General features: G+C 64.3%; 21 protein-coding genes. 1 reads left to right on the forward strand and 20 read right to left on the reverse strand.

Going from position 1 to position 20,862, the window contains the following annotated elements; all coding sequences use genetic code 11:
* The 10 genes from ASE89_RS18940 to ASE89_RS18995 form a co-directional block, all read right to left on the reverse strand.
* On the reverse strand, positions 1–988 hold a 988-nt coding region (locus tag ASE89_RS18940), incomplete at its 3' end, for a cellulase family glycosylhydrolase (RefSeq protein WP_156363591.1).
* Positions 989–1,444: 456 nt separating this feature from the next.
* Positions 1,445–4,768, reverse strand: coding sequence for a beta strand repeat-containing protein (locus ASE89_RS20635; RefSeq protein ID WP_156363578.1), 3,324 nt, complete (start codon positions 4,766–4,768; stop codon positions 1,445–1,447).
* Between the two features lie 159 nt (positions 4,769–4,927).
* Entirely contained in the window at positions 4,928–5,323 is a 396-nt protein-coding gene (locus ASE89_RS20640) for a hypothetical protein (protein ID WP_156363579.1), read from the reverse strand.
* Positions 5,324–5,373: 50 nt separating this feature from the next.
* Positions 5,374–5,886 (reverse strand): TIGR02594 family protein, encoded by a 513-nt coding sequence (locus tag ASE89_RS18965; protein WP_056681130.1) that lies wholly within the window; start codon positions 5,884–5,886, stop codon positions 5,374–5,376.
* A gap of 217 nt (positions 5,887–6,103) precedes the next feature.
* Complete coding sequence (locus tag ASE89_RS18970; RefSeq protein WP_056681133.1) at positions 6,104–6,514, reverse strand: hypothetical protein; 411 nt, start codon at positions 6,512–6,514, stop codon at positions 6,104–6,106.
* The gene (locus tag ASE89_RS18975) at positions 6,514–7,002 is read right to left on the reverse strand and encodes a hypothetical protein (RefSeq protein ID WP_236701884.1); all 489 of its coding nucleotides are present in this window, start codon (positions 7,000–7,002) and stop codon (positions 6,514–6,516) included. Before ASE89_RS18975 ends, ASE89_RS18970 begins: the two co-directional genes overlap by 1 nt.
* Positions 7,003–7,058: 56 nt before the next feature.
* Entirely contained in the window at positions 7,059–7,343 is a 285-nt protein-coding gene (locus ASE89_RS18980; RefSeq protein ID WP_056681140.1) for a hypothetical protein, read from the reverse strand.
* Complete coding sequence (locus ASE89_RS18985) at positions 7,336–7,848, reverse strand: hypothetical protein (RefSeq protein ID WP_056681143.1); 513 nt, start codon at positions 7,846–7,848, stop codon at positions 7,336–7,338. The genes ASE89_RS18980 and ASE89_RS18985 overlap by 8 nt, the downstream gene beginning before the upstream one ends.
* An 11-nt stretch (positions 7,849–7,859) precedes the next feature.
* A complete protein-coding gene (locus ASE89_RS18990; RefSeq protein ID WP_056681146.1) occupies positions 7,860–8,291 on the reverse strand; it encodes a hypothetical protein in 432 nt (143 codons plus the stop codon).
* Positions 8,292–8,300: 9 nt separating this feature from the next.
* Entirely contained in the window at positions 8,301–11,174 is a 2,874-nt protein-coding gene (locus ASE89_RS18995) for a hypothetical protein (RefSeq protein WP_168427735.1), read from the reverse strand.
* A gap of 210 nt (positions 11,175–11,384) precedes the next feature.
* Here ASE89_RS18995 and ASE89_RS20935 point away from each other — a divergent pair, with 210 nt between their 5' ends.
* Positions 11,385–11,723, forward strand: coding sequence for a hypothetical protein (locus ASE89_RS20935; RefSeq protein ID WP_168427737.1), 339 nt, complete (start codon positions 11,385–11,387; stop codon positions 11,721–11,723).
* Here ASE89_RS20935 and ASE89_RS19000 read toward each other — a convergent pair.
* The 10 genes from ASE89_RS19000 to ASE89_RS19045 form a co-directional block, all read right to left on the reverse strand.
* Complete coding sequence (locus ASE89_RS19000; RefSeq protein ID WP_056681152.1) at positions 11,678–16,963, reverse strand: hypothetical protein; 5,286 nt, start codon at positions 16,961–16,963, stop codon at positions 11,678–11,680. The genes ASE89_RS20935 and ASE89_RS19000 overlap by 46 nt on opposite strands.
* Positions 16,964–16,983: 20 nt before the next feature.
* Positions 16,984–17,304 (reverse strand): phage tail assembly chaperone, encoded by a 321-nt coding sequence (locus tag ASE89_RS19005; protein ID WP_056681326.1) that lies wholly within the window; start codon positions 17,302–17,304, stop codon positions 16,984–16,986.
* Between the two features lie 116 nt (positions 17,305–17,420).
* Positions 17,421–17,861, reverse strand: coding sequence for a hypothetical protein (locus ASE89_RS19010; RefSeq protein ID WP_056681156.1), 441 nt, complete (start codon positions 17,859–17,861; stop codon positions 17,421–17,423).
* Between the two features lie 110 nt (positions 17,862–17,971).
* Positions 17,972–18,427 carry a hypothetical protein gene (locus tag ASE89_RS19015; protein ID WP_037528050.1) on the reverse strand — a complete coding sequence of 152 codons (456 nt, stop codon included), beginning with the start codon at positions 18,425–18,427 and terminating at the stop codon, positions 17,972–17,974.
* A 71-nt stretch (positions 18,428–18,498) separates the two neighbouring features.
* The gene (locus tag ASE89_RS19020; RefSeq protein ID WP_056681160.1) at positions 18,499–18,690 is read right to left on the reverse strand and encodes a hypothetical protein; all 192 of its coding nucleotides are present in this window, start codon (positions 18,688–18,690) and stop codon (positions 18,499–18,501) included.
* A gap of 17 nt (positions 18,691–18,707) precedes the next feature.
* The gene (locus tag ASE89_RS19025) at positions 18,708–19,109 is read right to left on the reverse strand and encodes a hypothetical protein (protein ID WP_056681163.1); all 402 of its coding nucleotides are present in this window, start codon (positions 19,107–19,109) and stop codon (positions 18,708–18,710) included.
* Entirely contained in the window at positions 19,106–19,639 is a 534-nt protein-coding gene (locus tag ASE89_RS19030) for a hypothetical protein (protein ID WP_056681166.1), read from the reverse strand. Before ASE89_RS19030 ends, ASE89_RS19025 begins: the two co-directional genes overlap by 4 nt.
* Positions 19,639–20,007: a head-tail adaptor protein gene (locus ASE89_RS19035; protein ID WP_056681169.1), complete on the reverse strand. Its 369-nt coding sequence runs from the start codon at positions 20,005–20,007 to the stop codon at positions 19,639–19,641. Before ASE89_RS19035 ends, ASE89_RS19030 begins: the two co-directional genes overlap by 1 nt.
* Positions 20,004–20,537 carry a head-tail connector protein gene (locus ASE89_RS19040; RefSeq protein ID WP_056681171.1) on the reverse strand — a complete coding sequence of 178 codons (534 nt, stop codon included), beginning with the start codon at positions 20,535–20,537 and terminating at the stop codon, positions 20,004–20,006. The genes ASE89_RS19035 and ASE89_RS19040 overlap by 4 nt, the downstream gene beginning before the upstream one ends.
* 61 nt (positions 20,538–20,598) lie before the next feature.
* On the reverse strand, positions 20,599–20,832 hold the full coding sequence (locus tag ASE89_RS19045) for a hypothetical protein (protein WP_056681174.1): 234 nt from the start codon (positions 20,830–20,832) through the stop codon (positions 20,599–20,601).
* Between the last annotated feature and the right edge of the window lie 30 nt (positions 20,833–20,862).

The raw sequence follows: 20,862 nt of genomic DNA on the forward strand, positions 1-20,862 counted from the left end.
CGTCCTTGTTCCAGTAGTCGTGCCCTGTGTAGATCGTGCGGTTGTACGGATCCATTGCCTTGACGCCGCCCGTGCGCTCGACCTCGACCAGAGCGAGCGGCAGGAACGTCATGTTGTTCCAGTCGCCGGCGCCCGCAAAGATATAGCCCCGATAGCCCGCCGCCCGGATAGCTCGGATCGTCTTACGCAGCGGTTCCGTCCATACGGTCAGGTCTTTGCTACCCTTCCCTGGCTCGTTCGCCAGCTCAATGCCGAAGAGCGGGGTCGGACCATCGATTGCCTTGTCCAGCGCTGGCGCAAACATCGCCCAAAAGCTGGCGACAGCCGGGTCGCTAAAGGGCAGGTAGGTGTGCGCGTCGAGGACGGTGGAAACGCCGTGCGAGATGTTAAACTTGATGGCCGTTGCAAGCGTTTTGACGACCCACTTGTTGATCGTGCCGTCAGCGTTCAGGCAGTATCTCGGGTGGATCGGGAGCCGTACCGTCTTCACGCCGAGGTCGACCATGTTTCGCATGTCCGAAACCTTCGGCCAACCACTGCCGTTGTGCTTGCCGTCGCCAAGCGTGGCTCCGAACCACGCCACGCCGTTGGCCGGCTTGCCATAGGCGAATGATGCGAGGCTGACGGCCTGTTCAGCGATGGCGGCGGAAGCGGGGAGTGGGGCAGGATTGATTACGGCCGGCCGGGGTGAGGCTAGCGCGGCCGCCGGCGCGGTAACGACCAGCCCGGACGGAACTCCCGCCGGCAACAGCTTTTCTAGAGCCTTCTTCGCTGCCTCTACATTTTTGATAGAGGCGACACCCGCATTGATCGACTCCTGCGCCTTCGCCTGAGCTGCATCGAGCGCAGCTCTCAGCGCTACGAGGTTTATCTGTTCTGTCGTCATACTAGCGACGGGCCGGTTTGCGCCGATGACGGCGGTTTCCGTTTGGGCTGCCGCCGAGGTGGCGAGCAGAGCGATGACGGCAGCGAGCTTAACCCGGATCATATCGATTCCCTATTTGCGCGGTCAGGTTATAAAGATCTTTGACGGAATTGACGCCCTGCTGGCGAAAGCCGCACTAAACGAGACGCCTGCCTAGCTGCGGCGGAACCGCTCAATGGGTCGTCATGCCGTCGCGATCGGTGTCGAACCGGGGTATGTCGAAATAGTAGATCATGCTGTCCACCTCGAAGTCAAAACGGGTGCAATTAAGCTTGCTTGTTCAACTGTTTGGCACGACGACCCGTGCCCAACATAAGGCGGAACGACAGGATGCTTGCGACGATCGAACACCTTCAGCATCTCAAGACAACCGTCGATCAGGCGACCGACCTTTCCGCTGTGAAAGCAGCGGTTTCGGGCCTTTTCGAGCATGTGATTTCCGGCTTGGTCGCCGAGAATGAGAGCCTTTACGCTGGGTTCCCAGGGTTGAGGGAAGCGCAAGAAAAGCACGCAAAGGCATTATATTCCCAGCCTACCGATAATAGCCTGCGCGAAGGCGCGGGCCTCGGTAAGAGCATCGGCGTAATCGGATGCGTTTTGGTCGAGTAGGGCGACGGGGATAATTACCCCGCTCGCCATGAAGGTCGCATCGTAACGCGAATATGCAATCGCCATACCCAGATACTGGGTCATGGTGATTGTGTTGACTTCCAGAACATGCGCAACACCGTCACAAATATTAGTGAACAGTGTGTTTCGAGTTATGCTTGAAAGGGCAACTCCATCCTTTGCGTATCGGACGCTAGACGAATTGGTGCCAAAGCTAGCTCCGCCCGTGTCCCCGCTTTTGTACGCGCCATGAAAAGCCGTGGTTGAACTTGTGTTATTGCCAATTGAGCCAACAGTATCCGTGGTTTTCACGATGTAGACCATCGTGCCCAACGCCGGGCCGGTACTCGCAAAAGCAAAGTTCAGGCTGTCGTCAGCGCCATCAAACGTGAGGCCGCCTGTCGAAAGAGGGCGCTGGGCATCGGTGGGCGCAATGAGGTGATAGTTGTTCACACCGCGCTTGTCGTTCATGCGCGCAACCGGCTGTGCGGTCGCAGTGACCGGCACGCTGCTATCCGCACTCTGAAACATGGTCGTGCGGTCAGACGCGTCCCACGCCGCCAACGTTGCGGTGCGCGACAGGAGACCAGTCTGGCCCGCTGCCGCTGCCGTGGTGACGCTAAACGTATCCGAGACGCCGCCAATGGTCAGGGTGACGTTCGAGGTGGTGGATGCAGCGCTGGACGATGTGAGGCGAACCTTGACCGTCTGGCCGTTTGTAACCGTACCCGCCGCGGTGACCCAGGAACCGCCGTTGATCTGATATTCGCCGCCGCTGACACTGATAGCCGAAGCCGCGTTGATGCCGGACACCGTGATCGCGTTCGACGCGGTCAGCGTAGAAGGCGCAGCGTTCGTTGCATCAGTGAAGGTAAATGCGTTCGGCGTGGTATCGGTGACAGGGGCACTACCGTCGATCGCCTGAACTGCCGACGAGATCGCAGCGGCCATAGCGGAAACTGCGACCGGCGACGGATGCACGCCATCGATCACGTTCTTGTTCGTCGTGCCGTCGGCCAACCACTTGTTAGTAGTCGTGTCAAATACAGCAGGGACCGGGTCGAACACACCCAGGCAGTTAGGCAGGACGGCTTTAATCGCTGCCTGCACCGTGTCGAACTTCCCCCCGGGAAGGAAGTTCGTAGGGACCGTCTGATCGCTGCCGTCTGCCAGCGTCCATGCGCCAGACGAACGCGAAGTAATCGTGGTCCGATAATACCCGGTGTCGCTGAAAAACGCACCGACGGTGTTGAGGTTATTGATGATGCTCGACGCCGACGTGCTGCCGTTAACGTCGTTGCAGCCGTACTCAACGATAGGAGGTAAAGAGGTGTACTTTCGAAGCGCCCGGCGTTTTTCGGAGTTGGCACCGTTGGCGAACGAAGAGGCGGTGTCTCCGTAGGAACCAACGTTGATGACACCGAACTTGTTGCCAATCGCTTCCTCAATGTAACCGTGATTACCGGCAGAGGTCCAAGCGCCATTTGCACCACGGCAAATGCTGTCACCGACAGCAAGCACTGCGGGAACGGTCGAATCACCAACGATCGCAACTGGAAACCAGGCCACAGCCGAGTTCGTCTGCGCTATCGTTCCACCCATCACCTTGTTGGTTACCGAAGCACCGTACTCCAGGCAGGCGACAGACGCCGGGATGGGATCGCCAACCGGATCCTTCGAGATGGTATAGTAGCCAGTCGTCGTTACCATGTAGACGCGCCACCGGTAGAAAGCGCCTTTAGGTACGGTCACGCTTGCCAGATCTGACTCGAGCAGGTCCATCGCTGCGGTCATGGTACCCGCGCTGGCTCCGCCAAATGTTACGCGCGTAAAGGTGCCGAGAGGATACTCGAGCGCCGCCTCATATGTTTGCTCGAAACCACTATTGGTGTCCGCGCCCCCGTTACTGTTCCAGCGCCAATTTGGGATAACGATCGTAGGCGGCTGGGTATCGGTAGCAGTGTGAGCAGTCACAGAGTTGAACGCAGCAGCACCGGCTACAGCGTTCGTCATGATGCGACAATTGTTGGCGATCTGTCGAAGATTAGACGCTCCCGCCGCCGCAACCGTCAGCACACCGCTTGCCCCGGTGGCGCCAGTCGCGGCGACCGAGTAATTGATCGTTCCAGTCGAAATCGCTGACATGCCGCGCACGACCTTCCAGCCTGCCGATGCATCGCCAGCGATGACCAGGCGGCCGTCGTTCGGCGTCACCGTGGGCGTGACACCGGCCGGGACGTTCGTGATGTTTGATACCGTGGTGCCCGCGGCTGCGTTCGATGCGATCGAGATAGAGGCTGGCGACAGGGTGAGGGTTGGCGTCGCGGCCGATACAGTGCGCGTCAAAATCGACGACGAAGCACTGCCGCCCGAGCCTGTCGCAAACTCCTGATACGTCAGCGTGCCAGCTGAGGCAGGGGCGGCGGTCAGCCCGGTGCTGATCACCGAGCCGTTAAGCGACCAGGCACGGGACGTGATCGTGCCGTTGGTCACTGCACCTGGCGTCGCGGTGTAGGTCGTCGTCCCCGCCGTGCCAGTCGAGGGGCTGACCGTCGGCTGCGACGTGAAGGCCGGCGCTGCGGCAGCGGCGGTTGCAACGGTCACCTGCTGCACCGTCGATTGCGTGGTGCCGCCCGGTCCGGTCGCGGTCTCCTGGTAGGTCAAGGTACCGGACGACGCGGGTGAGGCAGTGAGGCCGGTGCTGATGACCGTCCCGTTGATCGTCCACGATCGCGACGCAACCGCGCCGTTGCTGACGTTGCCCGCGGTCGCCGTGAAGGTTGTGGCGCCTGCGGTGCCGGTGTTCGGGCTGATGCTCGGCTGCGAAGTGAAGGACGGTGCCGGCGTCGGGGTGACGGTGGCCGCGGTTACTGCCGCCACCTGAACCGTCGACGTCGTCGTACCGCCCGGGCCGGACGCCGTTTCCTGATAGGTAAGAGTGCCGGCCGACGCAGGCACAGCGGTCACGCCAGTGCTGATGGCGGTGCCGTTCAGCAGCCATGCGCGGGACACGACAGAGCCGTTGCTGACGGTGCCAGGCGTAGCGGCGTACACCGTCGATCCAGCGGTCCCGCTGGTCGGACTGATGCTAGGCTGCGTCGTGAAGGCAGGCGCGGGGGTCTCTACGGGGACGCCCGCCGCCTCCAGTGCGGCAACCCGCTTGAGCAGCGAGTTCACCGTGTCACGCCAGTCACGCGCGGACGTGTTGTTTGGGATATTCGTCAGCACGGCCATGCGTGGACACTCCTATTTAGGAAAGCGGGTTTGGAGCTCATCAGGGAGGCGACGCGTCAGCGCGGCCAGGCGTCGACAGCGAGGCCGCGGCGCGCGTCACAGAGTGCGAGGTCGGCGCGCGCATCGCGCAGCGACCACTCGGTGTCCGCGCTGTTGGCGCTACCGTCCGGCTGCCGGCGCATCGGCGTCGCCGTGCAAGGCTTCTTCGCCTCGGCTGGCACTGGGGGGATCACCGGCGAATAGCTCAGCGTCGAGCGCGTCGATGCCGCGCACGCGATCAGCAGGAAGGCAGGCAGCACGGCCAGCAGCAGTTTGCGCATAGGTCCTCACGGTGTCAGTGGATCGAAGGATGATGGGTTCACGATTTGCGAGGCGATCGGCGAAGGTCGCGAGCGCCGTGGTTTGCTGGACGGCGAACCGCTTTTCCGCGTCGGTGGGCAGCTGGTCAGCCTTCGCCATATCGGCGCTCATCGCCGCTCGCTCGGCGTTCAGAGTTGCCGTGCGATCAGCGAGCGTCTCTCGAGTGAAGTGCAGCGCGGCGAGCAGACCGAGCATCGGTACCGCCCACCAGAAACGCCGCAGGAGGGCGAGGCCCCCCGCCCAGGTCATGCTTCGTCCGAAGATGAGGGGACGCCCGCGATCGTCGCCATTTTCACAGCGCCACCGATAACGGGCACGCCGGCAGGCCAGCGCGATGCGGTCAGACGCGACTTTGCAATGCGTGTGACCGAGACCGCGTTGCCCTGATTTCCACCGAGCACATGATATGCGGACTCGTCTTCGCCAACATAGAAGCCGACATGCCCGCCGCCTGGGCGATCGAAGACGAGGACTGCACCGGGAGCAAGCCGCTCAGGCCGCAGTCGGCTGCCCCAGGACGCCCAGCTCTTCGCGCGCGCTGCGATCTTGACCGGTTCCACACCGACGGCGACGAGGCATGCGGCGACGAAGCCACCACACCACGGCATCTCGTCGTCTTTCCAGATCACGCCGTTCCATTTGCGTGCCGAGTTAAGGAACGCGATCAGGGCGTTGTTGTGCGTCCGCCCGACTATTTCACGGGTGCCAAGAAGCGACCGAGCATGGCGAAGCCACGCCGGCGTTGATGCCGTCGTCATGATTATTTCCTTCGATGTGAAGCTATCGGGGACTTTGGTCGTTCTCGACGCGCCGGGAGTACCCCAATGCGTCCCGGTCGGCCCGCCACGAACCCCTCCCGGTTGGGCGGGCCGTTACCTTGACATCACGAGCGCAGTGCTGCGTTGGAGCATACGCCAGACGCTACGGAAGAGCGGTTGGCCGGCCCGTCCTTGACTGATCCCTGGGGGCGGGCCGTTAGGCCTCTGGTTTGCCGGGTGGCTGGAACAGGTCGCTGCCGCGCTTTACCCACGCGAGACATGCGCTGATGATCAAGACGCCAGCGGATCCCAGTCCCGTGCCGTAAGCGAGCGCCCAGAAGGGTTCGGGACGCAGCCGGATGACGATGCCGGCGGTGAACAGCAGCGTCAGCATCGAAACGGGCAGATCGACGTTCCAGCGATGGTCCTTCCGGTCCTCTTGGCTGACGTAGAAACGAACCGCGAGGCACGCGCAGATGCCGGCGATCATGCTGCCGGCTTCGAAGGGATACCCGAGGAAATGCCAGATCTGAGGCGTGCTTTCCGTCACGATTGCGGCCTTGTCTTTCGCTATGGCCGCAGCCGCTACCGGTAATGCCGCCCCCGCGGTCGCGATAAGCCGCCACATTAGCGCGTGCTCACCACGCCGATCGCGGCGATCAGGCTGAGGAGGGTTATGCAGACGGGGCGCTTCAGCTGATCCCGTCGCGCCCAGATGCGCAGGGGAAGCGGTTCGCGCTTGAGATGGTCCGCCATGCCGCGGCCGGAGATCTCGAACAATCCGAGCGCGAGTAGCCCGATGGTGAATGCGATCGGATCCGTCATGCGCTGGAGCGTCAACAGCCAGGCGGTGGACGCCGCCTTTTCCGGATCCCAGCCCCAGAGCACCATGGCGGCCGGACCGAACCGGACCGCCATGGCAAAGCTCACCGCTCCACCGAACGCACGCCACACGGTTACCGGGTGATGGAGCTTGTCGTGCCGGCGGTTCCGCCAGATGTCTCGCGCCATCTTGATCGCAAGCATCAGGGCGATAACGAAGCCGGCCGTGAAGCCCGCAAGGTTCAGCACGACGAGCCAACCGTGGCCGTTGAACGAAGGAGGGGCGAGCGTCATCGGCCCTTTCGCGACCGCCTGAGCCGCGAAGCTACTGTTACTCATGATAGGATCCCTCAGGGTTTGGGCGCGCAGCCCAGGAAGGCAGTTTCGACGTTGCGCCGGCAGTGCTCCGGCTCCGCACCGAGCAGAATGAAGAGCCGGTCGATGATCGCTTCGAGCATCAGCCCCCAGCGATGCCCCTTGATCGCCGCGCGGCCAACGCGGCTGGAGATCGTCTCGTCAGCCGATGGGGTTGGCCCGCCCGCGACGACATAGATCGGCACGGCAATCAGGATGTAGGCGAGCTGGTCAACCGCGACGAGCAGCTGGCGCAGCCCGAGCCAGAAGCGCTCAGCCATTGAGGACAGACCAGTCGACCTTGCCGGCAGCGACGATGGCGCCAAGGTTCGCCGCGCGGCTGACCGCGGCCTTGGCGCCCATGCGCAGCCCCTCGATCGCAGCACCGATTGCCACCCACGCGTCGGCCAGCTGGATGATCTCGGCCGCGAGGTCGGCAATCGACATCTCACGCGCGCCGGCCTCCGCAGAAAGAAACGGCGTGGCGGTGTCGTTATTGAGTGACCATGCGCGCGCTTCGGCTTCCTTGCGCTGGTACGTCATGGCTTGACCCGCGCCGGGCGTCAGGATGCTCTGCCGGATCACCTCGGCCTGGGCATCGATGCTGGCGGCCGCAGTATTGCGCAGCACGTCCAGATCGAGCGCTTCGCCTTCGAGGGCCTGCGAGGGGACCAGCACAATCCCAAGGCCCTCGGGCAATACCTGCGCCGCTGCAGCACCCGCGCCGCCGCTCCCGCGCCAGCGCTCGGCGCCAGATGCGAGGTCGTAAACGATCCAATATTCCATGACCTGTCCCTTCAGACGGCTGCGCGTTTCAGTTCGGTGATTTCCATCGTCGAGCCCGCGAGCACGGTCAGGGCACCGTCTGGTTCAAGGTTGCGGATCGAAAAGATGATGGTGTGATTGCCTGCCGCCAAGCCGGTGACGAAAGCAGGCAGGGTTATCGGCATCGCGCCGGACGAGCGCTGAAGATCCAACACGATATTCACGGTGCCGGTTTGGTAGAGGGTGCCGTCGATGGTGATGTATCCGGCGAACTGGAGATCGTCGGGGCTTTGCAGGCTGGCATAGGCGAGGATGCGCAACGCGCTGCTTGCCTCGGCCTTGTTGAAGGTGGCCTGAAATATGGTTGTGCCGATCACGTAGCCACCGCCGCCGGTTCCGCCGCTGCCGGTTCCGCCGCCGCCAGTGCTGGGATCATCTTCGTATACTGGATACGGAATCGCCATGCCGCTTCCTCATCCATAGGGGATCGCCATGCTGCCCGGCAGCGTCATAAACATGGCCTGTTGAACCGATGAGGCACCCATCTTCATCGAGGTGATCGTGCCATCCACGACGAGATCTCCGCCGATTCTGCCGTTACCGATTAGCTCCCAAGCGCCGCCGAAGTGATCCGACCAAAGGCTGAGCCGTGCGACGCCGTTGCCGCCATCGGCTAGCAGGCGGACATAGGCGGTCGCCTTGCCAGCGAGATCGACTATCGTTCCCGCCTGCTGTGATACCGTTGCAACGGTGCCGTTATACTCGGAGCGCAACGTCTGGACGGTTTGCGCAACGGCGCCTGTCATAGCGTCCGCGATCGCGGTAGCGCGATCCTCAATCCGAGCAATAAGTGAGGTACTGATGCCGCTCGGTTCAGCGCCCCTCATTTGCGCATCGAGTGTTTGCACCAGTGAGGAGGCCGCATAGCGATTCGGCAGATCAACCAAAGTGTCTTCGGTTGATTTGATCCTCGCGGTTAGGGCCGGGATCGCCGTATCCGTTGCGCGGCTGGATGCTTCGAGCACCTCCGTTCTATTGGCGAGCGCAGTATCAGCACTGGTGAAGGCGGTTGTGATCTCCTGCGCCTTGGCGGTCAGGGCTGTTCCAAAGCTTGCCGCGACAGTGTCTATGCGGCTGCCAAGGGCGCGATCGGCCTCACTCATCGCGCTTACTGTTTGATCAACTCGCGCGTTCGTTCGGCTGTCGCGGCCGATATAGTCGGTAGTGATCGTGTCGACCCGCTGCCCGAGCGCGGTGTCGGCATCGCTGAGCGCCGCAACCGCGGTGGTGATGCGCGTGCCGGTGGCCGCGTTAGCTGCCCTGTAATCCGTGGTGACCGTGTCGATCCGCTGACCGAGCGCGGTGTCGGCATTGGACAAGGCGGTGACGGATTGCGTGATCCGCGTGCTGGTTGCGGAGTCGGCCGCCTTGAAGTCGGTGGTGACGGTGTCGATGCGCTCGCCTAGCGCCGCGTTCGCAGCCGAAAGGGCCGTGACCTGGGTCGTGATGCGAGTGTTGGTGGCGCTGTCCCGGCTCTTATAATCCGTCTCCACGCTGTCGATGCGCTGCCCAAGGGCGGTGTCGCGGGTCGACGAGGCCAATTCGACCCGGCTGATCGCGGCCTGGGTAGCGGCATCCTTGGTGGTGACGTCGGCTACGATGGAGTCGACGCGCCTGCCGATCGCCTCGTCAGCAGCGGACAAAGCGGCAACCGAATCTGTGATCCGCGTGCTGGTCGCCGCATCGGCGCTCTGGAACTCGGTCGTGACGGTGTCGATCCGCTCGCCCAACGCCCTGTCGGCAGCGGACAGGGCGGTGATCGTGGTCGTGATCCGCGTGTTGGTGACGCTGTCCCGGCTGGTGTAATCGGTGACGACGCTGTCGATCCGCTGCGCGATCGCGCGAACGTTGTCGGTGCGGACCAGCCGTTCCGTCTCGATTAGCGCGCGCACCTCACCGTCGTTCTTGTTGGTGACGACGATCAGGCTGTCGATGCGGCGTTCGAGCAGCTCGTCCTTGCCCTGCGCCCGGTTCGCCTCGGCGTTGAGGTCGGTCATCGCGGCATCGATGCGGGTATTTGCCCGACTGACCGCCAGCTCGGCCGCGACCCGCGCCGCTCCCAGTTTGCTATCCGAACTGGCCAGGGACCCATCAAGAGCGATCCCGGAGGAAAGCAGCTTGGCATTGAGGTCGGCCAGCGCCGCATCTGCCTTTGCCCCGGCTGCCTTGATCAGGGCATTGGCCGCCGCCACCGCGCTGTTGATCGCGGGGATCGTGATGTTCTCGAGGATATCCGATCGCTGCTTCACCGAGGCCGCATCTGCAATGACCTGCGTCGCCGGCACCCCAGCAACGGCGCCGGTGTCTTTCGAGGTGTTCTCGCCGGTGTTGTCGGCGTTCTCGGTCGGCTTCGTGCCGCTGACATTCTCCCAGGGGATCGTCAGCGGCGCCGGGGTCTTCGCTTCGCTGAAGCCCTCGATCGACAGCGTCAGCTTGCTGAGCGTCTCCCCGACCTCGACGCTGAAGTCCTTGAAGAAGCCGTAAACGATAAGGCTGTCGACACCGGCGTCGCCGAGCCACAGCGACGGCACTGCGCGGACGGCTGCAATCCGTCCGACGACCTGGTCGACCGCATCGGTCCGGATGAGCGCCTTGCCCGCCATCCGCTTCGCCCATGCGCGCGGGACGATCATCGTCTCGCCGAACTCGTCCGTCTCGCGCCGGCTATAGTCGGTAATGCCCGACGTCGCCGAGCCCTCGGTGATGCCGAGCGGCCGCAAAATGCCGAGCAGCATGGTGCCGACAAATACGGTGCCATCGCCACCGCGGCTGTCCTGCCAGTTCGTAAGGTCGCTCACGCCCTCGGCATCAGCCCAGCTTGGCAGTTCGGCCGTGGCAGTGCCTGCGACCGTGTCCTGCCACGAGACCGAGTCGTCCCAGGCGAAACCATCATCCCAGACGACACGCGTTGCGGCTTTGCCGAAAGGTGTCAGTGTCACCGTGATGCTGGCGCCGGCCGCTAGCGAGAGATCCAGGAACAACGCACCGCCGGAGCCGCCCGTCGGCGCAACGGTGCGGTCATATCCGGGGGCCTGAACGCGGACAGCCGCGGCGTTACAATCAAGGATCGCCAGCCCGGATGCCGCGAGACCGGGTCGCAGCGTGACCGCGATTGGCGCCTCGTCGGTGGTAACGGATCCAAGCGCCTGGTCGAACATGGCCCAGCGGTTCGTCGGTCCGACGTCGAGCCATGCCCCCGTCGTGGTCGCCGGATCATGACCGACGTTCCGATCAATCAGGCTTTCCCATACGCGATGCGTCGAGCGCCGAATGACGCGCTGCCCCAAGGCGTAGCCGCCGGCCGCGGTCCACTCAATCGCGTCATCCTCGGCGACGCTACTCGACGTCAGGACGGCCTCTGTGATCGCGATCGGCTGTAGAAGCTGAAGGGTGGACGCCTGCCCGGCCGGGGCCGGATCCGAGCCGTCGTCTGTAAACGCCTCCTCGCCGGTCAGCCCCTCGACCGTCAGCGTGCAATAGCTGAGCGGCGCGGTCGAATGGTCGACCTCAAACTCTTTGTAGAACCCGCGGACCGTGAGGCTGCCGAAGCGCTCGTCGGCGATCCACGTCGCCGATGTGGCGCGAAGCTCAGCCAGCTGGCGCTGGATCGTGTCGACGTCATCGAATGGTACGGCGAGACGCACCGTCATGCGACGCGCGAAACCGCGCTTCACGACCGTGGTGACCCCGAATTCGTCGGTGACCCGTCGACTGTAGTCGACGACACCGATCGTCGGCGCCGTCTCGACGGTTCCAAGCTCGATTGCGCCTGCGGCGGTGACGACCTTCATCAGGCGGCGCTCGCACCGCTGACGCTGAACGCCATGCCGTTATGATCGGCCGTGACATCGTCGAGCTTGCGATCGATCCCCTTGGCATGGCGGGCGATCTCAGACTGCGCCGAACTATTCTCGCGGCGCAGGCCGGCGACCTCTTCCTGCAAGGCTTCGATGGCGCTGACGATCATATCGTCGTTGGCCGGAGCGGGCGCCTTGCCGGTTGCGACGTTGGCAGCCGTGATCATCGTATCGATCGGCGTGGCGGCGCGGCCCGACGCGGCGGTGCCGGCCGCCAGCGCGCTGACGACGCCATAGGCGGCCTGCCGGCTGGCATCATTCATCGCCTGCACGCGGTCGAGTTCCTGCCGGCTGGTCATCTGCTCGGTGGTCGGCGTGGTGGTGCCGTTGCCGAGTGCGCTGATCACGCCATAGGTCGCCTCGAGGCTGGCGGCGGTCATGGCCCGCACGCGTTCCAGTTCCTGCCGGCTGGTCGCCTGCTCGGCCGCAGCCGTCAGCAGCGCCTGACTGAGCGCCGGCAGGGTCTTCGCTGCATCTTGATCACCGCCACGCGCGGCGGTGTTGGCCGCGTTAAACTGCCCCTGCAACGCCGCAAAGCCGTTGCCGCCAGCAGCGTCGGTGACGCCGCGGATGCGATTTACCTTATCCATGATGCTATCACCGACCGACGTCCATGCGTCCGCCAGCGTCTTGGCGGCCGACGCTGCGGCCTGGGCGTCCTGCACGGCATAAATCTCCTGCTGTAAGCCGCGATTGCTCGCATCCAGCTTTGCAAGGTCGAGCGCGCGAAGAGCGGAAGTGTCGCCGCGCAGTTCGAGCAGTTGGCGCTGAAGATCCTGCCGCTCGCTCGCGATGTCCGCCGCGCTCTTGGCACCCTCCATGGACGCCTGAAGATCGGCGAAGGCCGGGGCGAGTTGCAGCAGCGTCGCATAGGTCGCCTGACCCGCGGCGCTCGTCAGATCCTGCGCCTCCACAAGCTGGCGGAAACCCGCCAGCGTTTCGGGCATTGCCATGCCGAGGCTGCTGAAGACGCCGGCGAACTGCGCCGTCTTCGCGGTTGCCTGCTCTTCCTTGGTGTAGAAGGACCCGAAATAGGCATCGGCTGCCGAGGTCAGAGCGGACACGCTGTCGAACTGGTCGGCGAGGCCGAGCTTTGCCGCGATGCCCATCGCCTGCGCGCTGGTACCGAGTAGGTCGAGCGACGCGCCGACCGCCTCGACCGTTGACGCGACACGCACAAGCGTTTCAAAAGTGCCTTCACCGACCTTCTGGAACTGCGCGACGGCCGGGAAGGCCGCTGCCGCCATGCCATCGGCCGCGGCGCCGAAGATCGCGGTCAGCTTCTCCTGGATCTGCTCGCCGGTCAGATCCTTCAGGTCGATCTTGCCGATGTTGACGACGAAGCGGTTTAGGCGGTTCTGGATATCGCCGGTCGCCGCGCCCAGCGGCCCGGCCGACGCCACGATCGCATCGTTGAACTGCCGCAGGATCAGCGTGAACTGATTTTCCAGACCGGCATCCGCCGCGCCGTACTGCGTCGAATATTTCGTGCCGGTCGAGATCCCGAGGAACGACGACTTCTTCTTCACGTCCGAATAATAGGACGCGTCGAAGCCGCTGTTCAGGATGCTGCCCACCGACTGCGGACCGCCCGACAGGCCGTTGCCGATGACCGAGGTCTTCGTGCCGAACAGGCCGCTCAAGAGGCTGCCGATGACCGGGATCTTGGTCAGCACCGCGCCGATGCCCGCACCGATCGGGCCGCCGATCGCCATGCCGATGCCTGCCATCGTTGCCGTGGCGTTGCTCTTGAACCCGGTGTTGACCCCGGCACTGGCGTCGATGTTGCCGGCGCGGACGACGAGCGCTGCAACGCCTCCGATCTGACTGTCGATCGACTTCAGCGACGCGGCCATGTCGCGCGAATAGGACAGCATCACAGTGTCGACGTCCTTCAGGGCATCGATCGCGTTCCGGATGCTCTCACTCTTCGCCGACGAATCACCAAGGACGGTCCCGGTGCCGGTGTTGGTAGGCGCGAGGTCGCTCTTCGACGATCCGAACGAACCCGCGACCGACACGCCGATCCCCGCCAGCGCGGCGACCGTCGCGGCGCCCGCGGCGATGTTGAGCGGGAAGGGGAGGCTCTTGATGGCGTTGACCACCGCCTCGGTCGCCCCGACCGCGATACGCGCGACGCTGTTGGCGATCTTGCTGCCGGTCTCGATCGCATCCTGCGCGATCGCGCGGACCGACATGGCTAACTGGACGAGGCGGAATGCCTTCTCGGCCGTCGCCAACGCCTGATAGCCGGTCGACCCTTCCTTAAAGAACCTCTTGGCGGCTGCGGTCATATCGCCGAACGCGCTGATCTGCTGCGACGACGACCGCAGCGAGGACAGTCGGTTCTCGCGGTCGATCTTCTTCTGATCGTCGCCCGCCGCATCGATCGCGGCCGTGTGCGCTTCCTGAAGCTTGGCCTGATCGGCATAATAGCCGGTCATCACGGTCAGCGCATCGCCGATCGCCGAGCCGGCCTTACCGAACGCATCGGCCATGCCCTGCGCAGCGCGCTGCGCGGTCTGGTCGATCGTGTCGAACAGATCTGCCGTGGCGCGCAGCTCGGCATTGAGCGCCGCCTGCGCTTCGACCACCTGCTGCGCGCCGACCGCGATCGCGACCTGCTGCTCGATATAGGCCGCGCGATCGCCGGGATTGTACTTCTGCGCTTCCTGCGTAGCCTTCAGCGTGGCGAGCGCACGCACTCGCTCCATGTCGGTTGCGCCGACCAGTCGAAGCTCCTCGCGCATTTGGGCGAGCCGGTCGTTGCCGGATGCCATGTCGGTATTGAACTGCGCGCTGCGTTCGGCCGTGGTGAGATCCGCACGCGCGGCGCGCTGGTCGGCCAGCGCCTTGGTCGCGCGCTCGGCCTCGGTCGTCAGGCCGCGCGTGCGGGCCGCCTCGATCGCGGCGAGCAACGGCAGATCCGCGATCTGATCCTTGACCAGTTCGGCCGCCCGCATGGCAGGCACTAGGCCGGCTGCGACCTGCGCATTGACCAGCATCTGCGCCGCGGCCTGGTCACGTGCGGTCGCCGTCGACTTGGCAACGTCCGACACGCGCTGCGCGATAGCAAGACGCACCTGACGGTCGACCGACGCCTCGATGTCGGCGCGCTGCTTGATCGCCTTGCTCTCGGCCTTCACGCGGGCCTCGGCGATCAGCGCCGCGGCTCCGGAGACGCCATAGGCATCGGCGAGTTTGTACAGGTTGCGGATCTGCGCCTCGATCGCCTCCGAATCGCGCACAAGCGACGCCGCGTGACTGTCGACGGGCGTCTTCTTCGGCGTGCGGTTGGCCTTGATCTCGTTCGCCTTCTTCAGCAGGCGCTCCTGCGACTTGCTGATGATGTTCTCGGCAGCGGTGGCGAAGAACGCGTTCGTTCCGTTGACGACCTGCCCGGCGCCCCGCGCGTAGCCCTTGCCGAACGCCTTGCCGAGGCTGCTGCCGGCGCTGGTCACGGCCGTTGCGGCATCGCTCTGGCCCATGGCCTTCAGGATCGGGCCGGCAAAGTCGCTGATCGCACTGCCGATCGACTTCAGCCAGCCGGCAACGCGGTTGTAGATGGCGTTGAAAATCTGGGCGATGCCATTGCCGGCCCATTGGGCCGCGGCGACGACGGGGGCGAAGAACTGCGCGACGGCCGTGGCTGCGGCCGAGACGTAGGCCGACACCGAGGTCGAGATGCTGCTCCATAGCTCGACGATCGCGGCATAGGTGCCGGTGAACGTGGCATAGATCGAGGCGAGGAAGCCCTGCACCTGCTGCGCGTCGTTCGGCGAGAACAGATAGTCCATCAGCGACTTGCCCGACCCGCCCAGGTTGAGCCCGTCGGTGATCGTCTTCCAGACGCCGGCAACCATGTCGCCGGTCGTGATCGACTGATCACCGAGCTTCTTCATTTCCTTGGACGTCAGCCCGAGACCCTCGGCGAATTTCTTCATGCCCGCGTCTTCGTTGATCTGCTCCTTCCACCGGTAGAGCGCGACGCCAGCGACGGACGCAACCGCGATCGCGGGGAGGAACGCGACGGCAAGGCCGCCCATCTCGGCTGCGAAGCCCTTCACGCCGCCTTCAGCCATCTGCGCGACCTGAAAAATTTGGCCTGCTTGGCTGGCGAAGATCTGGAAAGGCGCCGCGCCCATCGCCGCCATCGTCGCGACGTCGTTCAGCTGGAACGACAGCTGCGTGAGTGTGCCTTTACCCTTCTTGGCGACACGATCCATATCGTCCTGCGCCTGCGCGCTCTGCCGCAGGCGGCCGGTCAGCACCTCCTGCTGGCGTGCATATTCCGCGGGCGCGGTCGCACCGGCGTGATAGAGGCGGGTCGACTCTGCGATCTGGTCGTTCAGTTTCTTCGTCGACACATACAGGGGATCGGTCGCCATGCGCAGCTGCTCGGCCGCGGCCGCATCGGCAACCTGGGCATCATGCGACGCGCGCACGGTCGACGCCAACGCGGCATGCTCGCGCGCCAGCTGCTCGGCCGCCAGCTCCTCAAGGCGCATGGCGGCAGCATTGGCTTCGCGCTTTGCAGACTCGTCAGCAGTTTGCTGGACGCCATAGTCGCGCATGCCCTGCTTGGCGCGCGCCTCGAACATTGCGCTAGCGAGCGCGGCCTCACGACGGGCCTGCGCATCGAGCGCCGCAGCCGCGGCTAGGCTTGCCGCCTCTTCCTCGCGCAGCGCTACGACGCCGGCTTTCACGCGGGCCTCGAACATCTGGTGTGCATAGGCCGCCTGCCGCAGGGCTGCCGCCTCGGCAGTTGCCGCGGCCGCGGCCTGATTGGTGGCGGTGACCAAGGCCAGCTCTTCGCTGCGGATCCGCCCGGCAAGCTCGGTCAGACCCTGCTGCTCGGCTGCCAGCGCGGCGAACTCGGCCTTCGCGCTGCGGACTTCCTCACGGGTCTTGCCGAACACGCTGTTTTGGCGTTCCAGCTGCGCCACCAGCCGCTCGCCTGCCTTCTCGGCAGTCGCGATCGCCTGCCGGGCTGTCTGCATCTCACGTGACGTCGCATTGCCGAACGCGACGACATTCGACGTCGCGGCCGAGACGTCGACCATACCCCGGGTTGCGCGCTCGATTCGGGTAGCATCGGCGAGCACCTTGGCCTCGGTTGAGTCCATCGCCGCCTGCAACTGCATCAGACCACCGAAGGAGTCGCCGGTGTCGATGACAAAGCCGACTTCAAGCCTCGGGGAGGAATCGTCTATGGACATGCGTCATCCTCCCTGTTTGATCAGCCCAGCACGTCGCGGAGCTTGGTTTCTTCGATTTCGCGCTCGCGCGCAGTCACCCCTGCGCGCCACGGGGGCGGGCAGGTTTCAACTTCAGCCTTGCGGCTTTCGGCGAGGTAGGCAGCGGAAAGGCGGCGGATCAGCCGCCCCTCCCATGGCTCAAGGTCAACGGCAGTGCGTTCGCACCATGCGTTGATTTCAAGCCATGATAGCGGAACAGCACCCATGCCGGCCGCCTGGGTCAGGCCCATCTCGATCAGCCGGTCCGTGATATGCGGCGCGGGATTGAACGGCATAGGCGGCACGATCTTGTCGCGCTTCATCTTCTCGATCCGGCTGAGCAGAGGAGCCGGCGACTCTTCCACGAACTTGGCTCGCCGTGATCGAGGGTCCGGCTTTGGCGTGGCCTGAAGCCACGCCATCATCCGGATATAAAGGGTCAGGCCGCTTTCGAGGCGGCCTTGAAGTTTCCCCAGTCGGCGACAAACTTCGTGACCTGGCGGGTGATGTAGCCAATGCCCTGATCGGCGTATGCGGCGCGGAACATGTCCTGCCCGGTGAGGCCGGCTCCTTCGGGCTGATAGTCGAAGTTCTCGAACGACACGGTGATCGCGGCGAGGTCTTCGGCCGTCTCGGCGATGCGCTCTTCCTGGGTCGCTGCGGTGATCTTGCCATCGTTGTCCTGCATGCGCTTCAGCGCGCGTGCGGACTGGCGTGATTCGACAGCGCCATAAGCGCGGCTGCCAGGGCCGTGGAGATGGATGCGGACGGCGAGCTTGCCAGCCTCGTCGGCGTAGAGCGGCTCGCCGGTGGGGCCCTTGACGTGCAGGGCAGCAGTGGCGGCGACGGCGAGCGAGGCGATGTTGAGCAGCTTGGTCATGGGATAGTCCTTCGCGGGAGGATGGTGCGACCAGCTCGGCTCGCGACCCGCGACGACGGGCCGAGCTGGCGCATAAGGACCGGCGTCGCGGGCGCCGGGTAGGGGAGGGGTCAGGTGGTCGGCGCAGCGACCTTGACGATCTTGGTGCAGATCTCGATCGTGGGAGCGCCCGTCAGCATGCTGTCGGCGCCGTCGGCGGTCTCCGGCATGCCGAAGTTACGGCCACCGAAGTAGCGCTTGGCACCGTCAGGATAGGTCACGCGGAAGGAATAGAGCTTCTGGCTCTCGTCATCGGCCGACGTCTGCATGATTGCCTGGCCGGCGTCGGAGCTGTCGAGCGCCATCGACGGCTGCAGCGCGCCGTAGTCGGCCGAGCCCTTGAACTTCTGCTTTGCACCCTTGAGCGGCTGGAATTCGACCTTGGCGAAACTGGCGCCGATCGAGCCGAGCTTCTCGACCTGGCCAACATCGGTGAAGGTCAGAGCGGCGTAGCCAGTGGCGTCGGCAGTCGCCGGCGACGTAACGGAGATCGCAAGCGACGAGCCTGCGGCGGTCTGTGAACCCATGGTGATGATCCTCGTGACTTAATACCGGCAGGGCCGGCGGGGTGGCGCCCGCCGGGCGGCGGGCACGCGGGTTAGGCGGCGGTCTTGGCCTTCGGGTCAGCGGCACTGTCGACGGCCTCGACCAGCCCAGCGGCTGCGAAGTTGACGAACTCGCCCTCGGTAAAATCGTGTGCCTTGTCGGCTTCGAAGTGGCGCTCGGTGCCGGCGTCGGTGAAATCGCGGGTTGGCTTGGCGCGGATCGTCTTGGGCTTAGTGTCGGACATGGTAGGTTCCTTTTCTCTCACGCTGCCGCGTCGAAGCTGACGCGGAAGTCCTGTGTCTGCTCGTAGCTGTTGGCAGGGCCTCCGACATCGGGGCCGGTACCGGCGGTCAGGATCGACACGCGCAGCGCACCGCCGATGTCGCCCGTGAGGCCGCCGCAAAGTCGTTTGATGATCTGGATGATCGCGATCTGATCGGCATAGCTTGAGGCACGGACTGCAACCGAGACGCGGTCCGTGACCCGCCAAACATCGCTGCGCTTCAGCCACTGCCGATCGATCGAACTGACGGTCCGGAGGAGCAGCGCAGGCAACACGATGTTATCGGGGAGTGAACCGGCTTTGATCCGCTCAACGGGAATGCGCTCAATTAACGCGGGGTGATCGCGCAGGATGACGCCAACGATTTCGACGCCGGTCATTCGCTATCTCCTGCATCGGCTTCGCCAGCGATGCCGCCCGCGTGCACCCGGCTATTGATGTGCGCCTGGGCTGCTGCGATTGCCTCCGCGGCCTTCACGTCGAGTGAAATCCGCATGAATGGATGGGCGCGGGCACCTTTGTTGAAGACCGTCGCACCGACGAACTTGCCGCCGATGACGAGCGAGCCCTTCTCTTTGCCAACGGTATTGATCCGCTTAACCGACATGCCTCGGCGTTGAGTATCGTCGACGCTGATAAAGTGCGGAGCTGTTCCGTATTCGAGCCAGATGCCCACTGAACGCGCCCAACCTGGGTTGACCAAGATCTTCACGGTGACCTGGCCGATGCCGCGCTTCGCCTTCATGGACAGCGCATCGTCGACGTCTTGCGAAATTGATCGTGCCTTCGCCTCCTTCAGGATAACGGCGCCGCCAGCGCGCGCCGCACCCATCAAGAGGCGGCTTCCGATCTGCGCGGGAAGTTGCGCCATGAAGCGCTTGACCTCGCCACCACCACGAGAGGTCGCCATCAGGCCGCGTTGCCGGCGACGCTGTAATCCTCGACCATGAACTCGACTTCGTCCCGAACGCCGACTTCAGCTGGCCCGGCGATGATCTGCATCACGCGCGGGAATGGCTTGGTCATGACGAAGCGCATGCTCGGCGTGACATCTGTACGGAACCGCATGCGAACCTTGGCCGGACGCGTTGCCACGTTGATGCCGCCCGCCAGACGTTCTGCACGGCTCGGAAGGACATCGACCACGCTGGCGGCGATCGGCGAGCCAACAGCTTCCCAGCTGCCAGACCCGGCGCCGGTCAGAGAGCTATCCGTGACCGGGCGTTCGATCTGGATCCGGCGATTGTATCGGCTGGCCTTGCCCTTACCGACCGTCACAGGCTGCGTGCCCGAAGTCTGCCGCACAGCCGCCGTGCAGACGCTTCGGCTTTTTGAAACACCTCACCGCCTTCGCGATCGGAGTCGTACGCGCTGATCAGAATCAGCATGGCGCGACGGAAGTTGCCCGGAGCGGCGTCACCCGCCTCATACCCCGCACGAATTGTCACAGTGAAAGCCTGCTGAGCGTCGCAGAATGAATAGAACGGTCCAGCCGGCGGTAATACGCGGGCGGGTCGGGAACTGAGATCGAGCCGCGCGCCTACGATCGCAACGGGTGCTCCAGCAGCGTCGACGTAAGCAACGCCGGGAACTGCAGACGCGTTGATCGGCCACGCCCGAAGCCTAACCGCACCGAAGCCGCGGAACGACTCGGTTACGTCACGCGCGACAAGAATGTGACCGGTGTATTCCTCAACCCACGCTGCGGCGTCGTCGATAAACTGGACGAGGTCAGCGTCGTGGGATTCGTCGTTTTCATCCAGTTGGATCTGGCGGCGCGCATCCTGCAAGGTCACGGGAATAGCCATGAGGCACCTCGATTCACTGGAAAGCGTGGCACCGGACAAAGGAGTCCGGCACCACCCTTAGTCAGGCCTTTGCAGCGACCTGAAGATTGCGCTCGACGGCCTCGTGACCTTCGAGCGTTGGGTCGTTGAAGTCGATGCGGTTCTGCTCGACCGTGGTGCCGGCACGGGGATCGTTGTCGACGGCCGGATGGTCCATATCGACGTCGGGGACGATCTGCTGCGGTGCGCCAGCGGTGTCGATATCGGTTGCCGGGGCAATGCCGTTGCTGGCGTTCTTGGCGGTCTTCGTGTCCATAGGTCTTCTCCTGGTTCGCCGAAACCGTGG

The sequence above is a fragment of the Sphingomonas sp. Leaf30 genome (assembly GCF_001422525.1).
Classification (GTDB): domain Bacteria; phylum Pseudomonadota; class Alphaproteobacteria; order Sphingomonadales; family Sphingomonadaceae; genus Sphingomonas; species Sphingomonas aerolata.